The following is a 19,392-nucleotide window of genomic DNA, read 5'->3' on the forward strand; positions in this document are numbered from 1 at the left end:
AATTTGTGTTACCTACAGAAATAATCATTCAACACCCACGCTGATAAAAGTTTTTTGTACCAATATAGCACAACCTGTTGCAAAGTTTAAACGGCTAAAGTATTGCTTGTAAAAAAGAAGTTTGTATTAAATACTTTTGTAGAACGGGCGTATAACAACCCGCTGCGATACTATTTTGACTTCTTATAAACGCAAGCGCCTTACGGCGGATGAATACTACACGGGCATTTTAAATGCCGACCGTGCAGTATTGGGCAAAGCTATCACCTTGATTGAAAGCACGTTGGATACTGATAAACAACTTGCTAATGAGGTAATAGAACGCTGCCTGCCGCACAGCGGCAACAGCATTCGTGTGGGGATTACGGGAGTGCCCGGTGTGGGCAAAAGCACGTTTATAGAGTCATTCGGGATGTTTTTGGCAGAGGCAGGCCGTAAGGTGTGTGTGCTGGCCATCGACCCTACTTCGCAAATCTCACACGGCAGCATATTGGGCGATAAAACCCGTATGCAAAACCTTTCATCGCACCCCAATGCGTTTATACGTCCTTCGCCCAGTAGCGGCTCTTTGGGCGGTGTAACCCGCAGTACCCGCGAAACAGTTATACTTTGTGAAGCAGCGGGCTTTGACACGGTAATTATTGAAACTGTGGGCGTGGGACAAAGTGAAACGGCTGTACACGGCATGGTAGATTTCTTTTTACTGCTGATGCTGGCAGGTGCAGGCGATGAATTGCAAGGAATTAAGCGCGGTATTATGGAAATGTGCGATGCACTGATTATTACCAAAGCGGATGGCGAAAACAAAACCAAAGCACAACGGGCGATTGTTGAGTACCGGAATGCGCTGCATTTGTACCCGCCAACACAATCAGGATGGGCAGCAAAGGTGGGTATTTGTTCTTCGCTGACGGGGGAAGGTGTGCCCGAAGTATGGGATATTATTACTGAATACGAGACGCTGACGAAACAAAACGGATATTTTGCTACCCACCGTACCGAACAGGAAAAACAACGTTTGCACGAAACCATTGAGCAACTGCTAAAAGACCGTTTTTACCATAACCCGGCAGTAGTTAAAAAGATTAAAGAATTGGAACAACAGGTGGCCGATAAGAAAATAAGTGCCTACAGTGCTGCTGAGGAGTTGATAAAAACCCACTAACGATTGTAGTCATCACTTAAATCCCAAAGGGCTTTTAAGTACACATCCCAAGAGTTTTCAGCTTTTGTTACTGTTGAGTCCTTTAACTTTCCGTTTTCATAAAAATAAACTTTTGTTGTCCATAAACTATCTGTATTACATCCGTCAAACGGAATATATTCAGCGCTGGCTACTAACTCAATACTATCATTAACTACTTTATACAGTTCCTTATCAATAGTCCAACAGAGTCCTCTATAACTATGCGTTCGAAGTAGCTTTCTGTTTTTATCAAGTGATAAATTACGTAAATCAAATTGTGGTGTTCGTTTTAATGTATTTAGTTTTAAATCGTATAAAAAAGTAGTAGAGAACGAGTTTCCCCAAGCGCCTTGCATATCCGTAAATACAACATCGTTATACCCGTCAAAATTTACATCCATAGCTTTAATATCTAAATGATAAGGGTCCATTCCTGCGTTTTCATTGTAAAAAATTCTTTTATACTCATTTCCAATTCGCTTGTGTATTATTAAATCATTTCCAAATATGATACTAGCTACAAACTTTTGGCTATTAATGGTAAAACCTTTTATCAATAGTGGGTAAAAATCTTTTCTTTCTGTTATAGTAAATGACTTATAATTAATGAAATGACTTATTGTATCTTCAACCATACTTAAAATTTCATTAGAAAAACTATCAGGATAAACCTGTACTATTTCTTCTGAATGACTATCTAATAATTCCGACACAATTTTTGTAGACTCGGTTGTATCGTCAACAGTTTCAGCAGTTATATGTTTGTTGACCTTACCGCAGCTTATAGCTACAAGAAAAAAAAATATAACCACAAAGCATTTTATTATACCAATTTTCATCCTTTCATTAACTTCAAAACCTATTAAAACATTGTGCTGTATAAAAAAAATTTTACCTTCACGTATCAAATTAATTCTTATGCTATCTAATCAAGCGCTGCAACACATTTTAGCTAAGTGGAGTATCTTATACCCAAACCGCCCCTCAACATTTAGAAACTCAGTTATTTTCTGGATTTTAAGGGTTCTATTTAACTTGATTATTCTAATTTCTTTTGCCGTACTAATGACCACCTTCTCAAGGGAGATGTGGCTCCCTGCTTTTGAAGAGGTTGTTACTGCAGAAGATTATGAAGCCATGGATGCACTTTTGGTAGCAATGCGGGGTACTTCAATTTTCTTTATAACAATTTCAGGAATTATTGTTTGGTTATCACGTAGTGCAATACGCCGAAATAATTATATCGTGCAAGTTGAAGAGTTAATGACTGAATTGGAAAGCTCTTCTATAACCAATTAAACAAAAAAATCCCTTGCTTTTACTTCAAAAGCAAGGGACTGAAAATTAGTAAACACTATTTTATTTCTTATAAAATTTACCCGTTGCGGCTTGTACTCCTGTGCCCGAAAATTGGTAAAAATAAACTCCCGAAGGCATCAAGTCGGTTTCAACAGTAATACTGCCGATAGCACTTTCTACCGCCATGCTATTCACTATTCGTCCCAAAGCATCGGTAACCGTTAATGTTGTAAATGCCGTGTTCTCACCAAACGCTAGGGTAATATTGCTTGTTGCCGGATTAGGGTATGCGCTCACCTTGCTGGTAAATATTTGCTTAACTCCTGTATTCAACGGTTGTGATTTTAATTGAATTTCATCAATGTATAGTTTACTTCCCAAACTTGAGATTGACGCAGGATATTTTGAAGAAATAAACTCAAGTCGAAATGTATCAGGTGCTGTCATTGATTGAAAGGGTACTTCTACTCTTGTATAACTGCTTGCGGCTGCCAAAAATTTACCATTACCGCCTACTGAGTTTCCTTGATTAAACAAACTGATAAACACCACCGCCGAATCATTACCTACAGGAGTATATTTATAATAAAACACCAGCGTGTCTTGCATATTTGTAAAAGGTACTCCGCCACTCGGGCCTTGATCTTCGTTAAATTTTCCGTTGGTTATGGCTGACGCATTGGCTCCGTTATCACTCAAATCTTTGGTCTCCATCAATACGGCATAGTCTCCCCTGTATTTATCCGTTGTTCTTGAAACACCTGAGCCTCCCCTTTCCCAATTGGTAGCCACATCGTAGGTTTTAGCTATCCAATTATCAAAATTTCCGTTTGGAATAGCCTGTGTTATACCTGTACCGGTAAAGGCCAACTCATCAATTGTAAGCGTGCTGCCCGGCAATACGCCAATTTCATCAATTGCATTGCTAGAGGCTGCTGCAATAATAATAGAATCGGGTACTGCAGCTAATGATAATGGGAATGCAAACCGCTTAAAGGTGCTTTGTGTGCCGCCAAACTTAAATAAATCCAAACCAATCACAATCCCGTTCTTTTTACATACAATCAATATAAGGCCTGAATCACCCGCACCTATATTGCATTGGTAATATCCTGTAATACTATCCGGCTTTTGCGAGTACGGGAAACCACCTTGTCCCGCAATAGGGTCGCCCTGAGTGGAATTAAAATATCCGAGAAAGGTATCGGTTGCTGAGGCTTTGGTTTCCAACTTAATGGCGTTTCCGTTTTGTCCAGTCACTTTTGAAACCGTAACCAATCCTCCTGAGTTGCTTTGCTCCTCGTTAGCTGTAAACCATCCAGAAGGGTCTTCGTAGTTGGTGATGCTCCAGTTTTCTAATGCTCCGTTTTTAATAACGGGTTGCGCTATTGCACCGACAAAGGCAAATGCGCTTATAAGGCTAAGTAAAGTTTTTAGTTTCATAGTATTTGCATTTAGGTTTAACAAACCTACGCACTACAACTATCTTATTTTGTGATATTTATCACAAAATAAGAATGACCTTTCTCACGTAAAATTTATCGGGGGTATTTTATCGTTTATGCAATCAATGCTGCTAAAAATTAAGTCTAGCGTTACGCACAAAACATTTATACTGTCTGATTGTATCTTTGCCAGTATGCTGCCCCTTCCTATACAAGAAAAACTGATTTTTAAAGATACAGCCCTACTTGATGAGATAAACCGATATGGCCGACTGAAAACAGTGGGCAAGGACGAAGCACTTATTAATACCGGAGATGAAATTGTTTTTATACCCATTGTATTAAGCGGTTGCATACGGATTATACGACAAGATGAGGAAGGCCGCGAGGTATTCTTATATCACTTGTATCCGGGGCAAACTTGTGCTATGTCGCTTACTTGCTGCCAAATAGGTAAAAAAAGTATGATAAAAGCCGTAGCCGAAGACGATACAGAGGTTTTGCAAATACCTGTAGGGCAAACCGAAGACTGGTTTAAATATGCCGAATGGAAAACCTTTGTGAGCAACAACTACAACAACCGATTTGCTGAATTATTACAAGTGGTGGATTTGATTGCATTTAGCAATCTCGATAAACAGTTGCTGCATTACCTTACCGAACGCAGCAAGGCCCTTACTACTAAAACACTGGATATTACCCACCAACAAATTGCTGATGAACTGCATACCCACCGCGAGGTAATTAGCCGATTACTGCGTACGATGGAGCAAAAAGGATTGGTAAAATTAGGCCGTAACAGCGTAGAGCTGATATAAACCTACTCCACTTCTACCACCCTATACATATCCTCACGTCGGTCGCGCCAGTTAGTAACCGTACCGCTTTTGCGGGTACGTTCCAGCGTAGCCAAGTCAAGGTCGGCAATTACCACTGTTTCCAAGTTAGGACTGCATTCACCCGCAACTGCCTCCGGCGGGAACGCAAAATCGCTGGGTGTATAAATACCGCTTTGGGCATAGTTAATGTCCATATTCTCTACCGAAGGAATGTTTCCAATCGTTCCGGCCGTTGCCACATATATCTGATTTTCGATAGCGCGGGCTTGTGAGCATAGTTTTACGCGCAAATAACCGTGTCGCTCATCGGTACAAAAAGGTACAAAAATCACTTTAGCTCCTTTTTGTGCCATGATACGGGCAATTTCAGGGAATTCAGAGTCGTAACAAATGTTTATACCAATCTTACCGCAATCGGTATTAAACACTTTTATTTCATTCCCTGCTTTCACACCCCACCATTTCGATTCGTTAGGGGTAACGTGTATTTTGTATTGTTTCTCAAAAGTACCGTCGCGTTTAAACAAAAACGAAACGTTGTACAAATCTCCACCTTCAACCACCAAGTGGGTTCCGGCTATAATATTAATGTTATACTCTAACGAAAGACGAGAAAACAGGTTAATAAAATCGCCCGTGTAATCATCCAGCTTACGAATGCTATCCTCGATACTCATTTCCGAAGAATCAATAAACGATAGCAATTGGGTGGTAAACAGTTCAGGAAACAACGCAAAATCCGATTTGTAGTTAGAAGCCACATCGGTAAAAAACTCGCATTGGGTGGCAAAATCTTCAAACGACTGTATTTTACGCAACTCATACTGTATGCAACAAATACGGATGTTTTTCATCAACACGCTACGTTCCGGTGTTTCAGGCACATAGTCAATGTTGTTCCACTCCATCAGCACCCCATAGCCACCGCTCTCCCAGTCGCTGGGCAGGTAGTCTTTTATTATCTTACGGATTTGAAACCCTTGCGAAAGCTGAAAATTCACCACAGGGTCTTTAATCTTCTTATCCAATACCCTTTTCAGGTATGCCCGCGCACCAAACTCTTCCTCGTACTTAAAAAAGTTAGGAATACGACCCCCAATCAAAATTTCTTTTAAGTTCAAATCCTCGCAAAGCTGGCGGCGCATTTCATACAAACGGCGGCCAATTTTCAAGCCTTGATATTCGGGGTGCACCATCACCTCAATTCCATACAAAGTATCGCCTTCAGGGTCGTGGTTGGTAATGTAACCGTTATCGCATACCTCTGCCCAAGTGTGGTTATCGGTATAGTCTTCCATGTTCACAATCAAACTGGTGGCACTACCCACAATTTCTCCGTCGTATTCAATCACCTGCATTCCTTCGGGAAACATCGTGTACTGGCTTTCCAGCATCTCAAGTTTCCAAGGTTGATGCTCGGGGAAGCATATTTTTGAGAGTTTGATAATATCATGAAAATCATCGGGTGTGGCGTGGCGTTGCTTTAACCTTGGTTTTCTTGAACGGCGTATTTGCGACATAATGGATACTTTTTTTGGCTGTGCGAAATTAATATAACAAATTTGCCCGAAAAAGAGCGAATAAAGATGCAAAACCTGCAAACAATAATTGAGAGTGCTTGGGAAAACCGCGAGTTACTAAAAGACTCTGCTACGCAAGAGGCTATAAACACGATAATTGAAGAGTTGGACAAAGGTCGTTTACGGGTGGCACAACCCACTGATAACGGCTGGCAAGTGAACGATTGGGTAAAAAAAACCGTTATTATGTACTTCCCTATCCGCCAAATGGAAACTATTGAAGTGGGTCCGATGGAATTTCATGATAAAATGAAACTAAAAACCGGTTATGCCCAATTAGGCGTTCGTGTGGTGCCTCACGCTATTGCGCGCTACGGTGCCTACCTTGCCAAAGGGGTGATTATGATGCCCGGTTATGTAAACATTGGTGCTTATGTAGATGAAGGAACGATGGTGGATACTTGGGCTACTGTGGGTAGCTGTGCCCAAATAGGTAAAAATGTACACCTTAGCGGTGGTGTAGGTATTGGCGGGGTATTAGAGCCCGTACAAGCCGCCCCTGTAATTATTGAGGATAACTGTTTTATAGGTTCACGCTGCATAGTGGTTGAAGGGGTACGTGTAGAGCGTGAAGCAGTATTGGGTGCCGGTGTTGTTTTAACACAAAGTACCAAAATTATTGATGTAACAGGGCCAACGCCGATTGAAACTAAAGGTGTTGTACCTGAAAGAAGTGTGGTGATACCCGGAAGCTATACAAAAACGTTCCCTGCGGGCGAATACCAAGTGCCTTGCGCATTGATTATCGGTCGCCGCAAACCAAGCACCGACCTTAAAACCAGCTTGAACGACGCTCTACGCGAGCATAGTGTAGCTGTGTAAGTATCTCATATATTATAAGCACTGTGAGCCGGCACTCAATATTATATAATTGCCGGCTGCTGTGCTTATGGCAACCATTTTACTAAAAGGTTCGTTACTCAATTATGATTAAATGGCTTCTCTGTTTATTTAGTTGGGTAACGAGCCTTTGTGCTTCTGCTCAAATTGATATTGATTTCTTACAACAGAATGATATACCTATAATACTGGCCAACGGGCAAGTAAACTGGGATTATAAAAACGAACAGGCATCAACAGCTGTTGCAAAAGCAGGTTTAAAAACTATCTCAATAAAAGAAACCGGCACTTTTCCCAGAATAGGTTTATACGGGTTTGAGCAACATACCCCTGATAGTGTACTTTTTTCTGAGTTTGAAAAAAACGGACAACCCAAAAGGGTTTTCCCTAAAGATGCTGTGGTAAACTACAATCGTCGAGGGCTGCCGGTTTCTTATACCTATGTCGAAACTATACAGCAAGGTTGCGCTACGGGCGGTTTCGTGTTTTCTAGTTATCACCGATATGTCAATCTGTATTACAAAAAATCTAAACTGATAAAAACCGTTTCAGGTTTTATTACCAACGGAAAAAGTAGTGATGGTTCAACTACACTTTACAATGAAATAAGTCGTAAAAATGCAGTGTTTAATGAAAAAGTGAGCTACTTAACTTCCGATACTCTCACCAATACATCTTGCACGTTTTATGGACCTAAGAACCGTATCAAAGGGGAGTTTAAATTAAGGAACAATATTGGTGCTGAACATTATACTCTTATAAACAACATACAAGACAGTTTACTGTATTATTTGATGACCAACCCTTGGGGGGCTTGGTACGACAGTACTTTTATTGCTAATACCGGTTATTTATCAGACAGTTTAGAGCAAAATGACCGTAGCGATGAATTTTATGATTATGAAACGGCTATTGAAAACTTGAACGACTCGATACTTGAGATTTATAATGAGCTTGCTGAAAGTTACACAGGCTACATGTATGATAAAAACGGATTATTAACCGTTTCGGGGGTGTTTGACGGGGATGATGTGCAACAAATTGACAAATACGCGTACAATAATACCCGACAGGTTACACAATGGGATTCTTGGCATTTCAAATACGATTACTCCTATACTAAATCGCCCTACGGCTTAGATAATATTTCAGGAAATTATAAGTTATCGCGCTATTTTCAGTACGATACAAAGGGCAGGGTACAAAAGTGCTTTTTGTATGTGTTTACGTTTTGGGGAGATGATTACGAAGAAACGTTTTCTTATAACTCTACCCCGTACTGCTTAGAATATGCCTTTGAATACGATACAAAAAATAGGGTGAGCTTAATCACTATTACGGATTTACAAAAGAAAGCAGGGCTAACATCTTACCCTTTTATTGTTGAATATACCCGTTACTAAACCAAGGGCTGGCCTGCCTCTAAAAACATCTGGTGAAAGTGCATTACCTGAGGAATCAACGGGTGCTTACCATCATTTTTAATGACAAAATCTGCACGTTCCACCCTCTCCTTTTCACTAAGTTGGTTGTTCATTCGTTTCAACACATCGGCACGCTTTGCTCCATCTCGCTCAATTACTCTTTTTAATCTCACTTCTTTGGGTGCTGTAACGGTAATCACATAATCCAAGCCTTTGTAGCTTTCACTCTCAAACATCAATGCTGCTTCTTTTATCACATACGGGCAATTGGTTTGGGCATTAGCCCATTGCTTAAAATGTTCTTTAACCGCAGGATGCACCAACGCATTTAGTTTCTCAACCTTGGTTTTATCTCTAAACACTAATGTTGCCAGTTTAGGGCGTATCAACTCGCCTTTTGCATCATAAATATCAGCACCAAACTCTTTTTTAAGGGCTGCTACCAACGTTACATCCGTATTCATCAACTCACGGGCTTCCAAATCGGCACTATATACCGGTATTCCCAATTGTTCAAATATTTTGCACACAGTGCTTTTGCCACTGCCTATACCACCGGTTATCCCTATTTTCAACATTACTTATTACCTTTAAAAACAAAAAACTCAGGCACAAAAGTACCTGAGTTTTCTGATGAATATGGTTTGAAAGATTACTTTTTCTCTTCAGTTTTTGGATTGTTAAGGGCGTTGGTAGCTTCCATTGATATCGAAGATTTTTCGATACGCATTTTCACACCTTCCTCTAATTCAATCACCAACGTAGTATCGTCCATGTCCTTAATTTTTCCGTGTATTCCGGCAAGGTTCACAATACGGTCACCTTTTTTCAATTCTTCACGAAACTTACGTTGGGCTTTGGCTTTGCGGGTTTGGGGCAAAATCATAAACACATAAAACACCACCATAATAAGTAACAATGGTACTAATTGTCCTAATCCTCCACCTTGTTGGCCGCCGGCCATTAATAAAATACTTAAAGTCATTTTGTGTAGTATAGCTAATTAAATTATCCTTTTTTAGGGTTCACCTGTACGGTAAATTTCAAGTCGGTAACATCACCGGGGTAGGGAGCGTTTGATTGCACGCTGATGTTTTTAGTGATGCTTCCTGTTCCCCTGTCTTTGCTGTTATAAACCGCTTTGATTTTTCCTTTAGCACCGGGTGCAATAGGTTCTTTTGGCCAATCATCGGTTACGGTACATCCGCAAGTAGGCTGTACAGCTTTAAGCACCAACGGTGCGTTTCCGGTGTTAGTAAATGTATAAACAATTTCTATTGACTCGCCTTCGGTAATAGGCTCTACGGTTACGTGGGTGTTCTCAAAGCTAATGGCCGGTGAGTTAGCAGGGTCTGATGCCGCCGCAGGATTTTGCGGAGTAGCCGGGTTGTTAATTACATCGGTGTTTGGGGTTGCACTGTTTTGTGCGCCACCATCAGTAGCTCCGTCGGTATTACCTTTTTTTTCGGCACAAGCGGCAAGTGCTAAAACTGTAACTGCTATAAGTATTTTTTTCATTTTGTTTCTATGTTTATAGTTCAAAAATAATAAGACACCTTTACTCCACCAAACCGCGCCCTTGTTTAATTATTTTATTTTCGTCCAGCAATTCGTTTTTGATTTTATCCAAGATACCGTTCAAAAATGAGTTACTTTTTGGGGTGCTGTAAATTTTTGATATTTCAAGGTATTCGTTAATGGTAACCTTAACAGGAATAGAGGGAAACTCTATCATTTCGCAAAGCGCCATTTTCATCAACACCAAATCTGATACCGCAATACGATCGCTATCCCACTTCTCAGTCTTTTTGGCTATCAGCTCTTGGTATTCCTGATTGTTAACAACCGTTTTGCGGAATAGTTTCAAAGCAAATCCCCAATCTTCGTCCCAATCTTCTGATAGCGGGTATAAGAAATTCTTATCGTTTTCTTCGTTTACGGCTTCTACAGATTTTGCAAGGAAGTTAAAAATCAACTTCTTGTCGTCTTGCCAATGCATAGAGAGTTCTTCCATGTATTGTTCAAAATCTTCAGATTCGGCCAAAAATTGAGTGAAAAAGTTACTCATCAGCCTTTTTTGGGCTGCGAAGTCTTTTAAAGGCTCATCAAGGTATTGCTGGAAATACTTACCGCCTTTAAACTCCCTGAATAGAATACGAAGCAGGTCTTTGTTTTCCTGCCAGTTAAACTTCACCTTTTTCAGCTTATCAACAAAATACTGGTTTTGTTGCAGCTTGGTGATAATCTCGTTGTAAACGAAAGTTCGGCCGGTGGCGATGTCCCTTTCGGTAGGAAAATACTTTACCTCCTCGGGGTTAGCATCGTTTTGTATGTAGTACTTAATTTCTCCCGGAAGGCTAAGTACAAAATGGTACATTTCTTCAATACGGGAAATACTGGTGAGCAAAAAGGTTTCGTGGCGTTGCATAACGGGCTGCTCTTCCCGATAATACGCATAAAGAACTTGAAAGACCTTGATTCTGAGAATACGTCTGTTGAGCATAAAAAATGGCTGCAAAAATAGAGTAATAAATCAATTATGCACTGTGATAGATTACTTTTTATTAACAAAGTGGGTTGCTTGTTAGCAAACAAGCAACCCACTGTTTTTCAAACAAATACCCTCTTTGTTATTCTGTAGAGCCCAGTTTCATCAAAAAGCCTACGTTCAAAACCTGACTCAACTGTACGTCTTTATCTTGTGTAAGGTCGTAAAACAAGATGGATGAGAGTGTGGTATTGATGTACTTGGTTACTTTGGCTGTAAACACAATATCCAAACGGTGAACAAAGTCGGTTACTCTCACCCTGTCGTAATCAAAAAAGCCGAAGTAATTGGCCTTAAAGTTAATAGTGCTGGTAATATCGCGGTTATAGCCTGAAACGATTTGCATACCAAACTGGCGATACACTTTTTTGTTGGTATCAACTCCGTAGTTGTTGGCTACCGTTTTACGGATTTCAGGGTCGGTAACAAATGTGTAGCGCAGAGATGCTACCCCAAAGCGGGCAAAAAAGTAGCTGTTGGGTTTGTATTGCACTCCCAGCGGAATGGTTAAATATGCGGGAGCAAACAGATTACTTTGACGCTCTATGTACAAGGTATCGTCGTCATACTCATAACCGGGGGTAAACTGGGTAATAAGGTTGGCTCCCAAGTAACCGCTCCATTTAGGGTTTTTAAACAGGTAGGCTATTTTGGTATCTATCAATAATACGTCGATGGTTTTACGCAGTTCTTGCCCTTTGGTGTTTTGAATACCGTGTTGTGCATTTATCTTACCATCAAACGCAAACCTCTTTTTTGTATACGAGCTTGTACCGTTTAGCAAACCGCCAATAGCGTATGAATTGGTACCCCCGCCCTTCCAGTTAGGACTAAAGCTTGACTGGTTAAAGTTAATACCCAGTTCAAGTGTATTATTCCACTTACCCGTATCTGAGTATAACGAGGCTTCTTTAATCTCGATTTTTTGATTTTGAGCAAAGGCTGTCAACATACACCCTACACTACAAACAGTTAGCAAAACTTTTTTCATGGCTAGTAGTTTTGCAACAAAAATAAAAGTTATTGTACAGGGTTTATGGTGGATAGTTTTACCACCTGTTAATAACACTATAAATCAAGTACCTCTATGGTATAAGTATAGTTTTGTGTGGTGGTTTTTCCGTAAGCGGCCACCCCTGTAATTTTTATGGTATAAACTTCGCCTGCTTTCACCTCGTTTTCCATTCTCCAAACCACGGTATTAAGCCCGTATCCTTGCTGTTGCGGCTCGGTTTTAATCTTTACAGGCTTTCCTTTTAGGGTAACGCTTATTTTAGCTTTGCTGAAATCGCCGTCTTCAAGCGAGAACGACCACCTGCGAGGCACTAATGTTGACGGAGCATAGTCTTGAGGCGGCCAGCTGACAAAGGTTTCTTTGTTCCACTTGGGTAAACGGTCTTTTTCAGGGTTATTGTAGTATTTACCAAACACATACAAGGCCATGCTCATATCGGTGCTGCCGTGGCCAAACACCTTGTTGTGCGGGTTAATAATCCAACGGCGATGACCTACTGAAAAGTTACTTTCTCCTTGGTCTTCCATTTGCCCCAACAAGGCATCGGTACCGCTGTGACCTAACGATAGGTTACTGCTACCTGCACCGCGTTTGCCTTTAGCCGAAAAACATTTCCAACTGCTGTCAGGAAAATGGTCAAGGTCGCCGCGGGCTGTCATCATCAATGCAGCTTGCTGTGCAATTTCATTCAGCTCGGCATCCAATACACAGCTATCATACATCCCGGCTTGACGGCGAAGGTAGTTGAGCAAACCAATAAACTTTTTATTGGCAAGGCTATCCACTTTGCCGGGTGTGCAGGTACCTACGTGGTACACCACTTTCATTTCGCCAACGCTTGTTATTTGATTGGTTAAAAAGTTTTGGTTGAAGTCTTTTATCACCATCTCCTTTTTCAACTTCATCATGGTTGGGTCGGCAGTAAAACGTGCTAATCCTCTGTTTACCGTAGCAAAAAACAACGAGAAGTTTTGCCCTTGCACCATAGGTTTCAATATATCATGGTAGATAGAGCGTTCAATCTCGGGTAACTTTTTATTAGCAGGCGCAATGGTGGTGAACTTTTCAGCCAAATCAAGCGATGCAAGTTCTTTTGGGGCAGCGGTAAGCAACTGCACCAGTTTATTTTCAAGGGCGGTTTGCATATCAGCCAGCATTTTTTTGTCCTTAGGGTATAAGGTTTTGCTTTGTTTGATAAAATAGGCCGCAACCTCATAATTATCTTGCTGCAACAAGTAGTTAAATACATACTGCGCCGCGGGTGTATTAACACCTTTTGCGTTTGAGCTGTTGTATTCAATCAATACACGGGTAAGGTTATCCAGTGCCCCATCCACCCTGCGTATATCAGTATTGCTATACAGCGTAATCAGGTGATTGTTAATAGCTTTAGAACCGTATGTATTACTGTCATACGCCGCACATTGCTTTATAAAATCAAGTGTAACTTGGGGTTTATCATAATCATACTGAATACTAAGGGTAAGCATCTTGTAGTTGGTGGTTTTCAGCATGGTTAGTACCTCATCATAACGGGGGTAGCAACTATCTGCCCATAGCAAGTGGTTGCGCAGCTTGTTCAAATCTTTGGTGTAATCTGATACAATGATGGCTGCATACGTTCCTTTTACTTGCGCTACCAATTCGCTGCGAATGGCTGTATCGTTTGGGAAAACCTCCACACCCTTGCGCAAAATATCCTCAGCATTAAAGTAGTAGTTGCGTTTAAGGTATTCTTTTGATAAACGGGCAAATGCCTGCGGAATTTGGGTTACCTCCTCCCCTGTTTTGTAATCCTTATACACTCCCAAAACGGTATTGCGCAACAGGGTAAAACCATCGGCTCTTTGGAAGGTATCGGCCAGCATACAAAGACTTTTTTTGTAGTTACTAAGTCGGTCGCCAAACAGTTCATTTATATTATCATAAAAGCGGATTGCCTGTCCACATTTCCCGTCTTTCACCAAACCGTCGGCTTTTTCAAAGGCACGTTGTTTCAGTTGTTCAAAATCATCGTAAAACTCATCGTACAGCTTATCATTTTTATCCTTACGCATGGCTTTACGCCCTGCTGAAAGTGCTTTGTTGATGGCACTTTTCTGTTTGTCGTGGTTGTCGTCCTCATCAATCGCCAACCAGCATTTCATTAAGTACAAATTAGGGATTGGCTCTTTGGGTTCTGCCTTTGCATACTTTTCAGCCTTTTTAATGCACTTATCATACTTGTTGGCCTCAAACAACTTTTGCAGTTTGGGGTATTGCTTGTATTGTGCTTGTGCTGTGCTTAAGAGAAGCTGTAGTAGTACTATCCACACCATTTTACTCATACGTTGCGAAATTAAACGAATAATGTAATGCCTTATCAACGGTTTATTATTTATCCCTAATCGTTTAAGAATAGTAAATACCAAAACGCAGGTATTTATTGTGCAAGGCGGTTTTTGATTGTATTTTTACGCTATGAAACTTTTGGTGACTGCTTGTGGTATTTGTATTGTAATGCTGGCACAAGGCCAGCAATTACTGAATAGCGGGTTTGAAAACTGGACATTAAAAAACGAATACATTGAACCCGACGGGTGGATAAGTACCAACGCTTACGCTTTTTTAGGTGCCCCTGAAACCTGCTATCCTTTTGAGGAGGCGCATACAGGAAATTGGAGTGCTAAGCTTGAAACACGCCTCGACCCTATTACAGGCGATACATTAAGGGCTGTATTGATTACGGGCAGTGATTACGAAGCTCCTGGTGTAAGTTTCCCTCATAAACCAACGGCTTGCAGTTTTTACTATAAGCACAACCGCTTAGATACCGCCGCCGCAGTGGTGTACCTTACCAAATGGAATTCTGTTCTTAAAAGAAAAGATACCATCGCCTCGGGTTTTACCATCTTTTTCGACATTGCAAGTACGTTTACGCTCCGCACCATACCGCTTACTTATTTTGGTACAGCAAAGCCTGACACTTGTTTGTTTTTGTTTACCACAACACTAAAAGATAAACCCAATCCCGGTAATTATTTGATTATTGACGATATAGTTTTTACTGGTTTTTTAAGTGTGAATGGTATTGAAAACCAACCTGCGCTAAGGATTTACCCCAACCCTGCACAAGATGTTGTAACAATAGATACCGAGGACGAGGTGAAGCAGGTCATTATTCGTTCTGTTGAAGGGAAAGAAGTTTCTAAGGGCTTTGATAAAAAACTAACTGTCAGTCATTTAAATTCATCGGTTTATTTTATTGAAGTTGAGACGGCAAACGGGTGGATATACACACAACGGTTTGTGAAAGATTGAAGGCTGTAAAAGACTTTTATCGGTAAAAAACACCATTGTACCTGCTCCCTTTTCTATATCCACTACTGATTTTTTTATATTGCAACTGAATGGAATTTAAAGCAACTTTATTTGACGGTACAGTTAGGGAAGGCAAGCCCGTAACCTTAGAGTTATTATCAGAAAGTATAAAAATACAAGCCACCGGCAGCGAGTATACATCGCCTGTGTATTGGCAAGTGACCCAACTAAAACAACTTCGGCATCACAAACCCCACCACGTGATGTTGCAGCATACCGTTAATACCAAACACTATCTTGAGTTAAGTAAAGACGATTTTACCACACTGGTAGCCCCGTATTACCGCAGCCATGCGTTCATCAATCCTGTAAAAGAAAAATCAGGCTCTGCGTTGAAACCTATTTTGGTGGTGGTAGGCATCGGATTGGCCGTTTTAGCCGGTTTGTACTTTTTTGTAGTGCCTTGGGCTGCCGAACGTTTTGCCACAGTTGTTCCTAAAGAAACCGAAGTAGAAATAGGTGATAATCTATTTAAAAGCACCATTGCCGAATACACTGTAAACGATAGTGCTACAAAACTTATAAATGCATTCTTCAGGCAGGTGAACCGCCCGCAAGACTATGATATACGAATCACGGTGGTTAAAAATGCACAGGTAAATGCTTTTGCTATGCCCGGTGGAAACATTGTGGTATTTGACGGAATACTGAAAAAGATGGATGCTTACCCGCAATTAGCGGCTTTGCTCGGACACGAGTTTAGCCACGTGCAACACAGGCACACTACACGTTCAATCTTTCGTTCGTTGGGCAATTATTTGTTTATAGCTGCCATTTTTGGCGATGTAAACGGCGTTGCAGGAATGATAGGTGAACATGCCAACTCGCTGAAAGACTTGGGTTACTCCCGCAGTCTTGAACACGAAGCGGACGAAGAAGGTTTTAAACTACTGGTACAAAACAATATTGACCCACAGGGAATGCTACAACTGTTTGAGAAGTTGGAGGAAGAAACCAAAGGGCAAGAAGTTCCTGAGTTTTTAAGCTCACACCCTGTTACCCAATCACGCAAAGACTTTGCGCAAGATGAAATTGGCAAGGGAGGCTATACCGTGAAAGAAAACACCACAATGAAAACTCTTTTTGAGCAGTTAAAAGCACAAGTGAAATAATACCAATGCCTGAGTTAAGAACCTGCTCAAACGGCCACCAATATTACAAAAGCAGCGATTGCCCCACCTGCCCGCACTGTGAGAATGAACGCAAACCCCAACATGGTTTTTTAGCGTTGCTACCGGCACCTGCGCGCAGAGCATTGGAAAACAAGGGCATATTTACATTGGAACAATTGGCTGAACACAGTAAAAAAGAAATTTTGGAGCTCCATGGCATAGGACCCAGTTCCATACCCAAACTTCAAAAGGCATTGAATGAAACGGGTTTACAGTTTAAAGAGTAATGCGTTATTTTTTCTTCTTCGATGATTTGGCTTCTTTGTTAAAAGCTAAACAAAGTTGCACCCAAAAATTAAGGTCGGTAGGGGTTTCGATAAGGGTATTGCTCACAAACACATAATCCTTCATGGGTTTGCCATTGTGTATCATTTGGCGGCATCCGTCGGTTTCTATTACCTCACTAATTTTTTTTGCCCCTATTCGGCAAAGAATTTCGTCCTCGTTCACGCAAATACACATCTTGTCCTCCACCATAAAACACAACCCGTTAAACATGGTTTTCTCTTGCACATCGGGTAAATGCATCAAGGCTTCCCGCACTCGGTTTGTAATTACTTCGTTAGCTGCCATAGTTTGTGAATATCGGCTATAAATATAGCTAAATCACATTACTCATCCCCATCTCCCTGCACAATCGTGGCTTCTTTTTCAATAAACACAATATCCTGCACAGGCACTATCAAACGGTTGCCTTTCACCACATCGTGTAAATAATGTTGTTGAGGTTTAGCTGCTGCCCCTTTCAAAAAATCGATGGTATAATAAAACATATCCCCGCAAGCTTTCAGGTATTCGCCAAACGTGCCGATGTCTACCTTAGCCATTTTATAGATGTGGTACACACACCATCTTCGGTATATTTTAGGGTGAACTAAATGTCCTTTATCCATTGCGGCAGAGGTACCACTTTTACTTATTGTTGCGGGATTGCGGTAGCGTAATTTGTTATCAAACACGCCAAAATAATCTTTGTACAGTGCATACACACCGCTTTTTGTGTCCCTTCCCTTTTGTGCGGCATCGAGCACATTTTTCACCTCGTTCACAGCCATTCCGCTGTACAATGCGGGGAAGGCAAGCGCTTTCTCAAGCAACCAATGGTTTATGCATACCCGTTTGCTTTTTACTTCAATAATGACATCACCCACAAAACGGCCGTACACATCACACGCGTCCTCCGGGCTATTCACTTCTGAAACAAACGTGCAGGCCACTTGCCCTCCCTTTGCATTTTTACTAAGCAGTTCTAATAGTTTTACAGATGCTGTTTCGGCCATCGGTTGCCTAAAATCAGCAGAGTTGTTTATTAAGATTAGTTGTTCATAGTCTATGCCCAATAAATTTCCCTTTTTCGTAGGGTGTTTAGTAGGCGTAGGGCCCCATAATTTATAATGCAATTCGGGTGCATCTGCGCCCTGTAAGCGGGCTTCAATTTGCATTCCCCTTTTTATTAGTTTTTGTTTTTTTCTGCCTTGTCCCGTGTAAGCCTCATTAAATATGCTTATCACCTCAAAATCAGCATTTTCGCTTTTTTTAAATTCAAACGAATTGTTATCAACTGTTATTTTGATTTTTGAAACATCGGCGGCCGATTTTCCCCGCGGCCAAAACTGATCCAATCTAATAAGTCCATGTATCTTTAGTACCCCCATAAATCATGAAACGCAATTGCATTTATAATTACAATTTTATGGGTAATAATTTGTTAATTCTACGGTGAAAACACGGTTTTATTTTCAGAGAAACATCACAAGATGTAGCTTTTAGTGTACATTTTTTTACTCTGTTTGGCTGTATTTAGTAGTAAGAATAACGGCCTCTTTAGCCTCCCTAACATCGTGCACACGCAATATGTTTGCACCCCCGAGTAATGCAAGCGTATTTATTACTGTAGTGCCGTTTAAAGCTTCGGCAGCTTTTATATCTAACACTTTATTTATTAAACTTTTGCGTGAAACACCTGCTAAAATTGGTACGTTTAGCAGTGAGAATTTATCCATATTTTTAAGGAGTGAAAAATTATGGTCCACCGTTTTTCCAAAACCAAAACCGGGGTCAATAACCATATCGTGCACACCCAAACTTTGCAATAAAGTTACCTTAGCAGCAAGGTATCCCAATACCTCATTCACAACATCTTTATAAACCGGATTGTTTTGCATGGTTTGCGGGTTGCCCTGTTTATGCATCAAAATGTATGGCACATTTAGTTCGGCCACCAAAGGTATCATCTGCTCATCATCATCGCCTGCCGAAACATCGTTAATAATGCTTGCGCCACTTTGTACCGCCGCTTTTGCTACCGATGCTCTAAAAGTATCAATAGAGATAATACACTCAGGAAAACGGGTTATAATCGCTTCTATCACGGACACCACTCTGCGCAGTTCTTCATCAGGGGTGATTTCTTGTGCACCCGGCCGGGTTGAATATCCTCCAACATCTATCAAATCTGCCCCCTCAGTAAGCATTTTCTCGGTTCTTACCAGCGCGTTATCCACAGCATTATACCTCCCCCCATCAAAAAACGAATCGGGCGTTGTATTCAGTATTCCCATAACACGGGGCGTGTTAAGACTTTGTAATTTCCCCCTACAGTTAAGGGTATATGTGGGTTTTATCAGTTTGGGGGCTATCAATTGTTTATTTATTTTAGTCGGCACAAAACATATTTTACAGTA

General features: G+C 40.9%; 20 protein-coding genes. 8 read left to right on the forward strand and 12 right to left on the reverse strand.

Annotated elements, in window-relative coordinates; translation table 11 throughout:
* Nucleotides 1-175 precede the first annotated feature (175 nt).
* A complete protein-coding gene (gene meaB, locus F9K23_16605) occupies nucleotides 176-1,165 on the forward strand; it encodes a methylmalonyl Co-A mutase-associated GTPase MeaB (GenBank protein KAB2913644.1) in 990 nt (329 codons plus the stop codon).
* On the opposite strand, the gene F9K23_16610 is transcribed toward meaB, so the two are convergent.
* On the reverse strand, nucleotides 1,162-2,094 hold the full coding sequence (locus F9K23_16610; GenBank protein ID KAB2913645.1) for a hypothetical protein: 933 nt from the start codon (nucleotides 2,092-2,094) through the stop codon (nucleotides 1,162-1,164). The genes meaB and F9K23_16610 overlap by 4 nt on opposite strands.
* A 10-nt stretch (nucleotides 2,095-2,104) precedes the next feature.
* Here F9K23_16610 and F9K23_16615 point away from each other — a divergent pair, with 10 nt between their 5' ends.
* Entirely contained in the window at nucleotides 2,105-2,485 is a 381-nt protein-coding gene (locus F9K23_16615) for a hypothetical protein (GenBank protein ID KAB2913646.1), read from the forward strand.
* A gap of 60 nt (nucleotides 2,486-2,545) precedes the next feature.
* On the opposite strand, the gene F9K23_16620 is transcribed toward F9K23_16615, so the two are convergent.
* Nucleotides 2,546-3,928 carry a T9SS type A sorting domain-containing protein gene (locus tag F9K23_16620; GenBank protein ID KAB2913647.1) on the reverse strand — a complete coding sequence of 461 codons (1,383 nt, stop codon included), beginning with the start codon at nucleotides 3,926-3,928 and terminating at the stop codon, nucleotides 2,546-2,548.
* A gap of 118 nt (nucleotides 3,929-4,046) precedes the next feature.
* Here F9K23_16620 and F9K23_16625 point away from each other — a divergent pair, with 118 nt between their 5' ends.
* Nucleotides 4,047-4,748 (forward strand): Crp/Fnr family transcriptional regulator, encoded by a 702-nt coding sequence (locus F9K23_16625; protein ID KAB2913648.1) that lies wholly within the window; start codon nucleotides 4,047-4,049, stop codon nucleotides 4,746-4,748.
* Between the two features lie 2 nt (nucleotides 4,749-4,750).
* On the opposite strand, the gene F9K23_16630 is transcribed toward F9K23_16625, so the two are convergent.
* Nucleotides 4,751-6,289, reverse strand: a complete 1,539-nt coding sequence (locus F9K23_16630; protein ID KAB2913649.1) for a GNAT family N-acetyltransferase — start codon at nucleotides 6,287-6,289, stop codon at nucleotides 4,751-4,753.
* A 66-nt stretch (nucleotides 6,290-6,355) separates the two neighbouring features.
* Here F9K23_16630 and F9K23_16635 point away from each other — a divergent pair, with 66 nt between their 5' ends.
* Nucleotides 6,356-7,171, forward strand: coding sequence for a 2,3,4,5-tetrahydropyridine-2,6-dicarboxylate N-succinyltransferase (locus tag F9K23_16635; protein ID KAB2913681.1), 816 nt, complete (start codon nucleotides 6,356-6,358; stop codon nucleotides 7,169-7,171).
* A 104-nt stretch (nucleotides 7,172-7,275) separates the two neighbouring features.
* Nucleotides 7,276-8,592, forward strand: a complete 1,317-nt coding sequence (locus F9K23_16640) for a hypothetical protein (GenBank protein KAB2913650.1) — start codon at nucleotides 7,276-7,278, stop codon at nucleotides 8,590-8,592.
* Here F9K23_16640 and F9K23_16645 read toward each other — a convergent pair.
* From F9K23_16645 to F9K23_16670, 6 genes are all read right to left on the reverse strand, one after another.
* Entirely contained in the window at nucleotides 8,589-9,191 is a 603-nt protein-coding gene (locus tag F9K23_16645; GenBank protein ID KAB2913651.1) for a dephospho-CoA kinase, read from the reverse strand. The genes F9K23_16640 and F9K23_16645 overlap by 4 nt on opposite strands.
* Nucleotides 9,192-9,265: 74 nt before the next feature.
* A complete protein-coding gene (gene yajC, locus F9K23_16650; protein KAB2913652.1) occupies nucleotides 9,266-9,598 on the reverse strand; it encodes a preprotein translocase subunit YajC in 333 nt (110 codons plus the stop codon).
* A gap of 23 nt (nucleotides 9,599-9,621) precedes the next feature.
* Entirely contained in the window at nucleotides 9,622-10,131 is a 510-nt protein-coding gene (locus F9K23_16655) for a DUF1573 domain-containing protein (GenBank protein ID KAB2913653.1), read from the reverse strand.
* A gap of 40 nt (nucleotides 10,132-10,171) precedes the next feature.
* A complete protein-coding gene (locus F9K23_16660; protein ID KAB2913654.1) occupies nucleotides 10,172-11,116 on the reverse strand; it encodes a transcription antitermination factor NusB in 945 nt (314 codons plus the stop codon).
* A gap of 127 nt (nucleotides 11,117-11,243) precedes the next feature.
* Nucleotides 11,244-12,152 (reverse strand): DUF3078 domain-containing protein, encoded by a 909-nt coding sequence (locus F9K23_16665; protein ID KAB2913655.1) that lies wholly within the window; start codon nucleotides 12,150-12,152, stop codon nucleotides 11,244-11,246.
* A gap of 77 nt (nucleotides 12,153-12,229) precedes the next feature.
* Nucleotides 12,230-14,503 carry a hypothetical protein gene (locus F9K23_16670; GenBank protein KAB2913656.1) on the reverse strand — a complete coding sequence of 758 codons (2,274 nt, stop codon included), beginning with the start codon at nucleotides 14,501-14,503 and terminating at the stop codon, nucleotides 12,230-12,232.
* A 133-nt stretch (nucleotides 14,504-14,636) separates the two neighbouring features.
* Between F9K23_16670 and F9K23_16675 the strand changes: the two genes are divergently transcribed.
* The 3 genes from F9K23_16675 (at nucleotide 14,637) to F9K23_16685 (ending at nucleotide 16,935) form a co-directional block, all read left to right on the forward strand.
* Nucleotides 14,637-15,476, forward strand: a complete 840-nt coding sequence (locus F9K23_16675; GenBank protein ID KAB2913657.1) for a T9SS type A sorting domain-containing protein — start codon at nucleotides 14,637-14,639, stop codon at nucleotides 15,474-15,476.
* 89 nt (nucleotides 15,477-15,565) lie between these two features.
* Nucleotides 15,566-16,648: a M48 family metallopeptidase gene (locus F9K23_16680; GenBank protein KAB2913658.1), complete on the forward strand. Its 1,083-nt coding sequence runs from the start codon at nucleotides 15,566-15,568 to the stop codon at nucleotides 16,646-16,648.
* Between the two features lie 5 nt (nucleotides 16,649-16,653).
* Nucleotides 16,654-16,935 carry a hypothetical protein gene (locus tag F9K23_16685; GenBank protein ID KAB2913659.1) on the forward strand — a complete coding sequence of 94 codons (282 nt, stop codon included), beginning with the start codon at nucleotides 16,654-16,656 and terminating at the stop codon, nucleotides 16,933-16,935.
* A gap of 4 nt (nucleotides 16,936-16,939) precedes the next feature.
* Here the strand turns inward: F9K23_16685 and F9K23_16690 are convergent, their stop codons facing one another.
* The 3 genes from F9K23_16690 to folP all read right to left on the reverse strand — a co-directional run bounded on the left by F9K23_16690 (nucleotide 16,940) and on the right by folP (nucleotide 19,269).
* Complete coding sequence (locus F9K23_16690) at nucleotides 16,940-17,281, reverse strand: TfoX/Sxy family protein (protein ID KAB2913660.1); 342 nt, start codon at nucleotides 17,279-17,281, stop codon at nucleotides 16,940-16,942.
* A 38-nt stretch (nucleotides 17,282-17,319) separates the two neighbouring features.
* Entirely contained in the window at nucleotides 17,320-18,363 is a 1,044-nt protein-coding gene (locus F9K23_16695; protein KAB2913661.1) for a hypothetical protein, read from the reverse strand.
* Nucleotides 18,364-18,489: 126 nt separating this feature from the next.
* Nucleotides 18,490-19,269: a dihydropteroate synthase gene (folP, locus tag F9K23_16700; GenBank protein KAB2913662.1), complete on the reverse strand. Its 780-nt coding sequence runs from the start codon at nucleotides 19,267-19,269 to the stop codon at nucleotides 18,490-18,492.
* Nucleotides 19,270-19,392 lie beyond the last annotated feature (123 nt).

It is taken from the genome of Bacteroidota bacterium (assembly GCA_008933805.1).
Taxonomy (GTDB): Bacteria; Bacteroidota; Bacteroidia; order UBA8524; family UBA8524; genus SB11.

Coding starts and splice junctions, on each gene's coding strand:
- F9K23_16615 (KAB2913646.1), top strand. CDS start 2,105: ATGCTATCTAATCAAGCGCTGCAACACATTTTAGCTAAGTGGAGTATC.
- F9K23_16625 (KAB2913648.1), top strand. CDS start 4,047: ATGCAATCAATGCTGCTAAAAATTAAGTCTAGCGTTACGCACAAAACA.
- F9K23_16665 (KAB2913655.1), bottom strand. CDS start 12,152: ATGAAAAAAGTTTTGCTAACTGTTTGTAGTGTAGGGTGTATGTTGACA.
- F9K23_16680 (KAB2913658.1), top strand. CDS start 15,566: ATGGAATTTAAAGCAACTTTATTTGACGGTACAGTTAGGGAAGGCAAG.
- yajC (KAB2913652.1), bottom strand. CDS start 9,598: ATGACTTTAAGTATTTTATTAATGGCCGGCGGCCAACAAGGTGGAGGA.
- F9K23_16690 (KAB2913660.1), bottom strand. CDS start 17,281: ATGGCAGCTAACGAAGTAATTACAAACCGAGTGCGGGAAGCCTTGATG.
- F9K23_16660 (KAB2913654.1), bottom strand. CDS start 11,116: ATGCTCAACAGACGTATTCTCAGAATCAAGGTCTTTCAAGTTCTTTAT.
- F9K23_16630 (KAB2913649.1), bottom strand. CDS start 6,289: ATGTCGCAAATACGCCGTTCAAGAAAACCAAGGTTAAAGCAACGCCAC.
- F9K23_16640 (KAB2913650.1), top strand. CDS start 7,276: ATGATTAAATGGCTTCTCTGTTTATTTAGTTGGGTAACGAGCCTTTGT.
- F9K23_16695 (KAB2913661.1), bottom strand. CDS start 18,363: ATGGGGGTACTAAAGATACATGGACTTATTAGATTGGATCAGTTTTGG.
- folP (KAB2913662.1), bottom strand. CDS start 19,269: ATGGGAATACTGAATACAACGCCCGATTCGTTTTTTGATGGGGGGAGG.
- F9K23_16645 (KAB2913651.1), bottom strand. CDS start 9,191: ATGTTGAAAATAGGGATAACCGGTGGTATAGGCAGTGGCAAAAGCACT.
- F9K23_16670 (KAB2913656.1), bottom strand. CDS start 14,503: ATGAGTAAAATGGTGTGGATAGTACTACTACAGCTTCTCTTAAGCACA.
- F9K23_16635 (KAB2913681.1), top strand. CDS start 6,356: ATGCAAAACCTGCAAACAATAATTGAGAGTGCTTGGGAAAACCGCGAG.
- F9K23_16685 (KAB2913659.1), top strand. CDS start 16,654: ATGCCTGAGTTAAGAACCTGCTCAAACGGCCACCAATATTACAAAAGC.
- F9K23_16675 (KAB2913657.1), top strand. CDS start 14,637: ATGAAACTTTTGGTGACTGCTTGTGGTATTTGTATTGTAATGCTGGCA.
- F9K23_16655 (KAB2913653.1), bottom strand. CDS start 10,131: ATGAAAAAAATACTTATAGCAGTTACAGTTTTAGCACTTGCCGCTTGT.
- F9K23_16620 (KAB2913647.1), bottom strand. CDS start 3,928: ATGAAACTAAAAACTTTACTTAGCCTTATAAGCGCATTTGCCTTTGTC.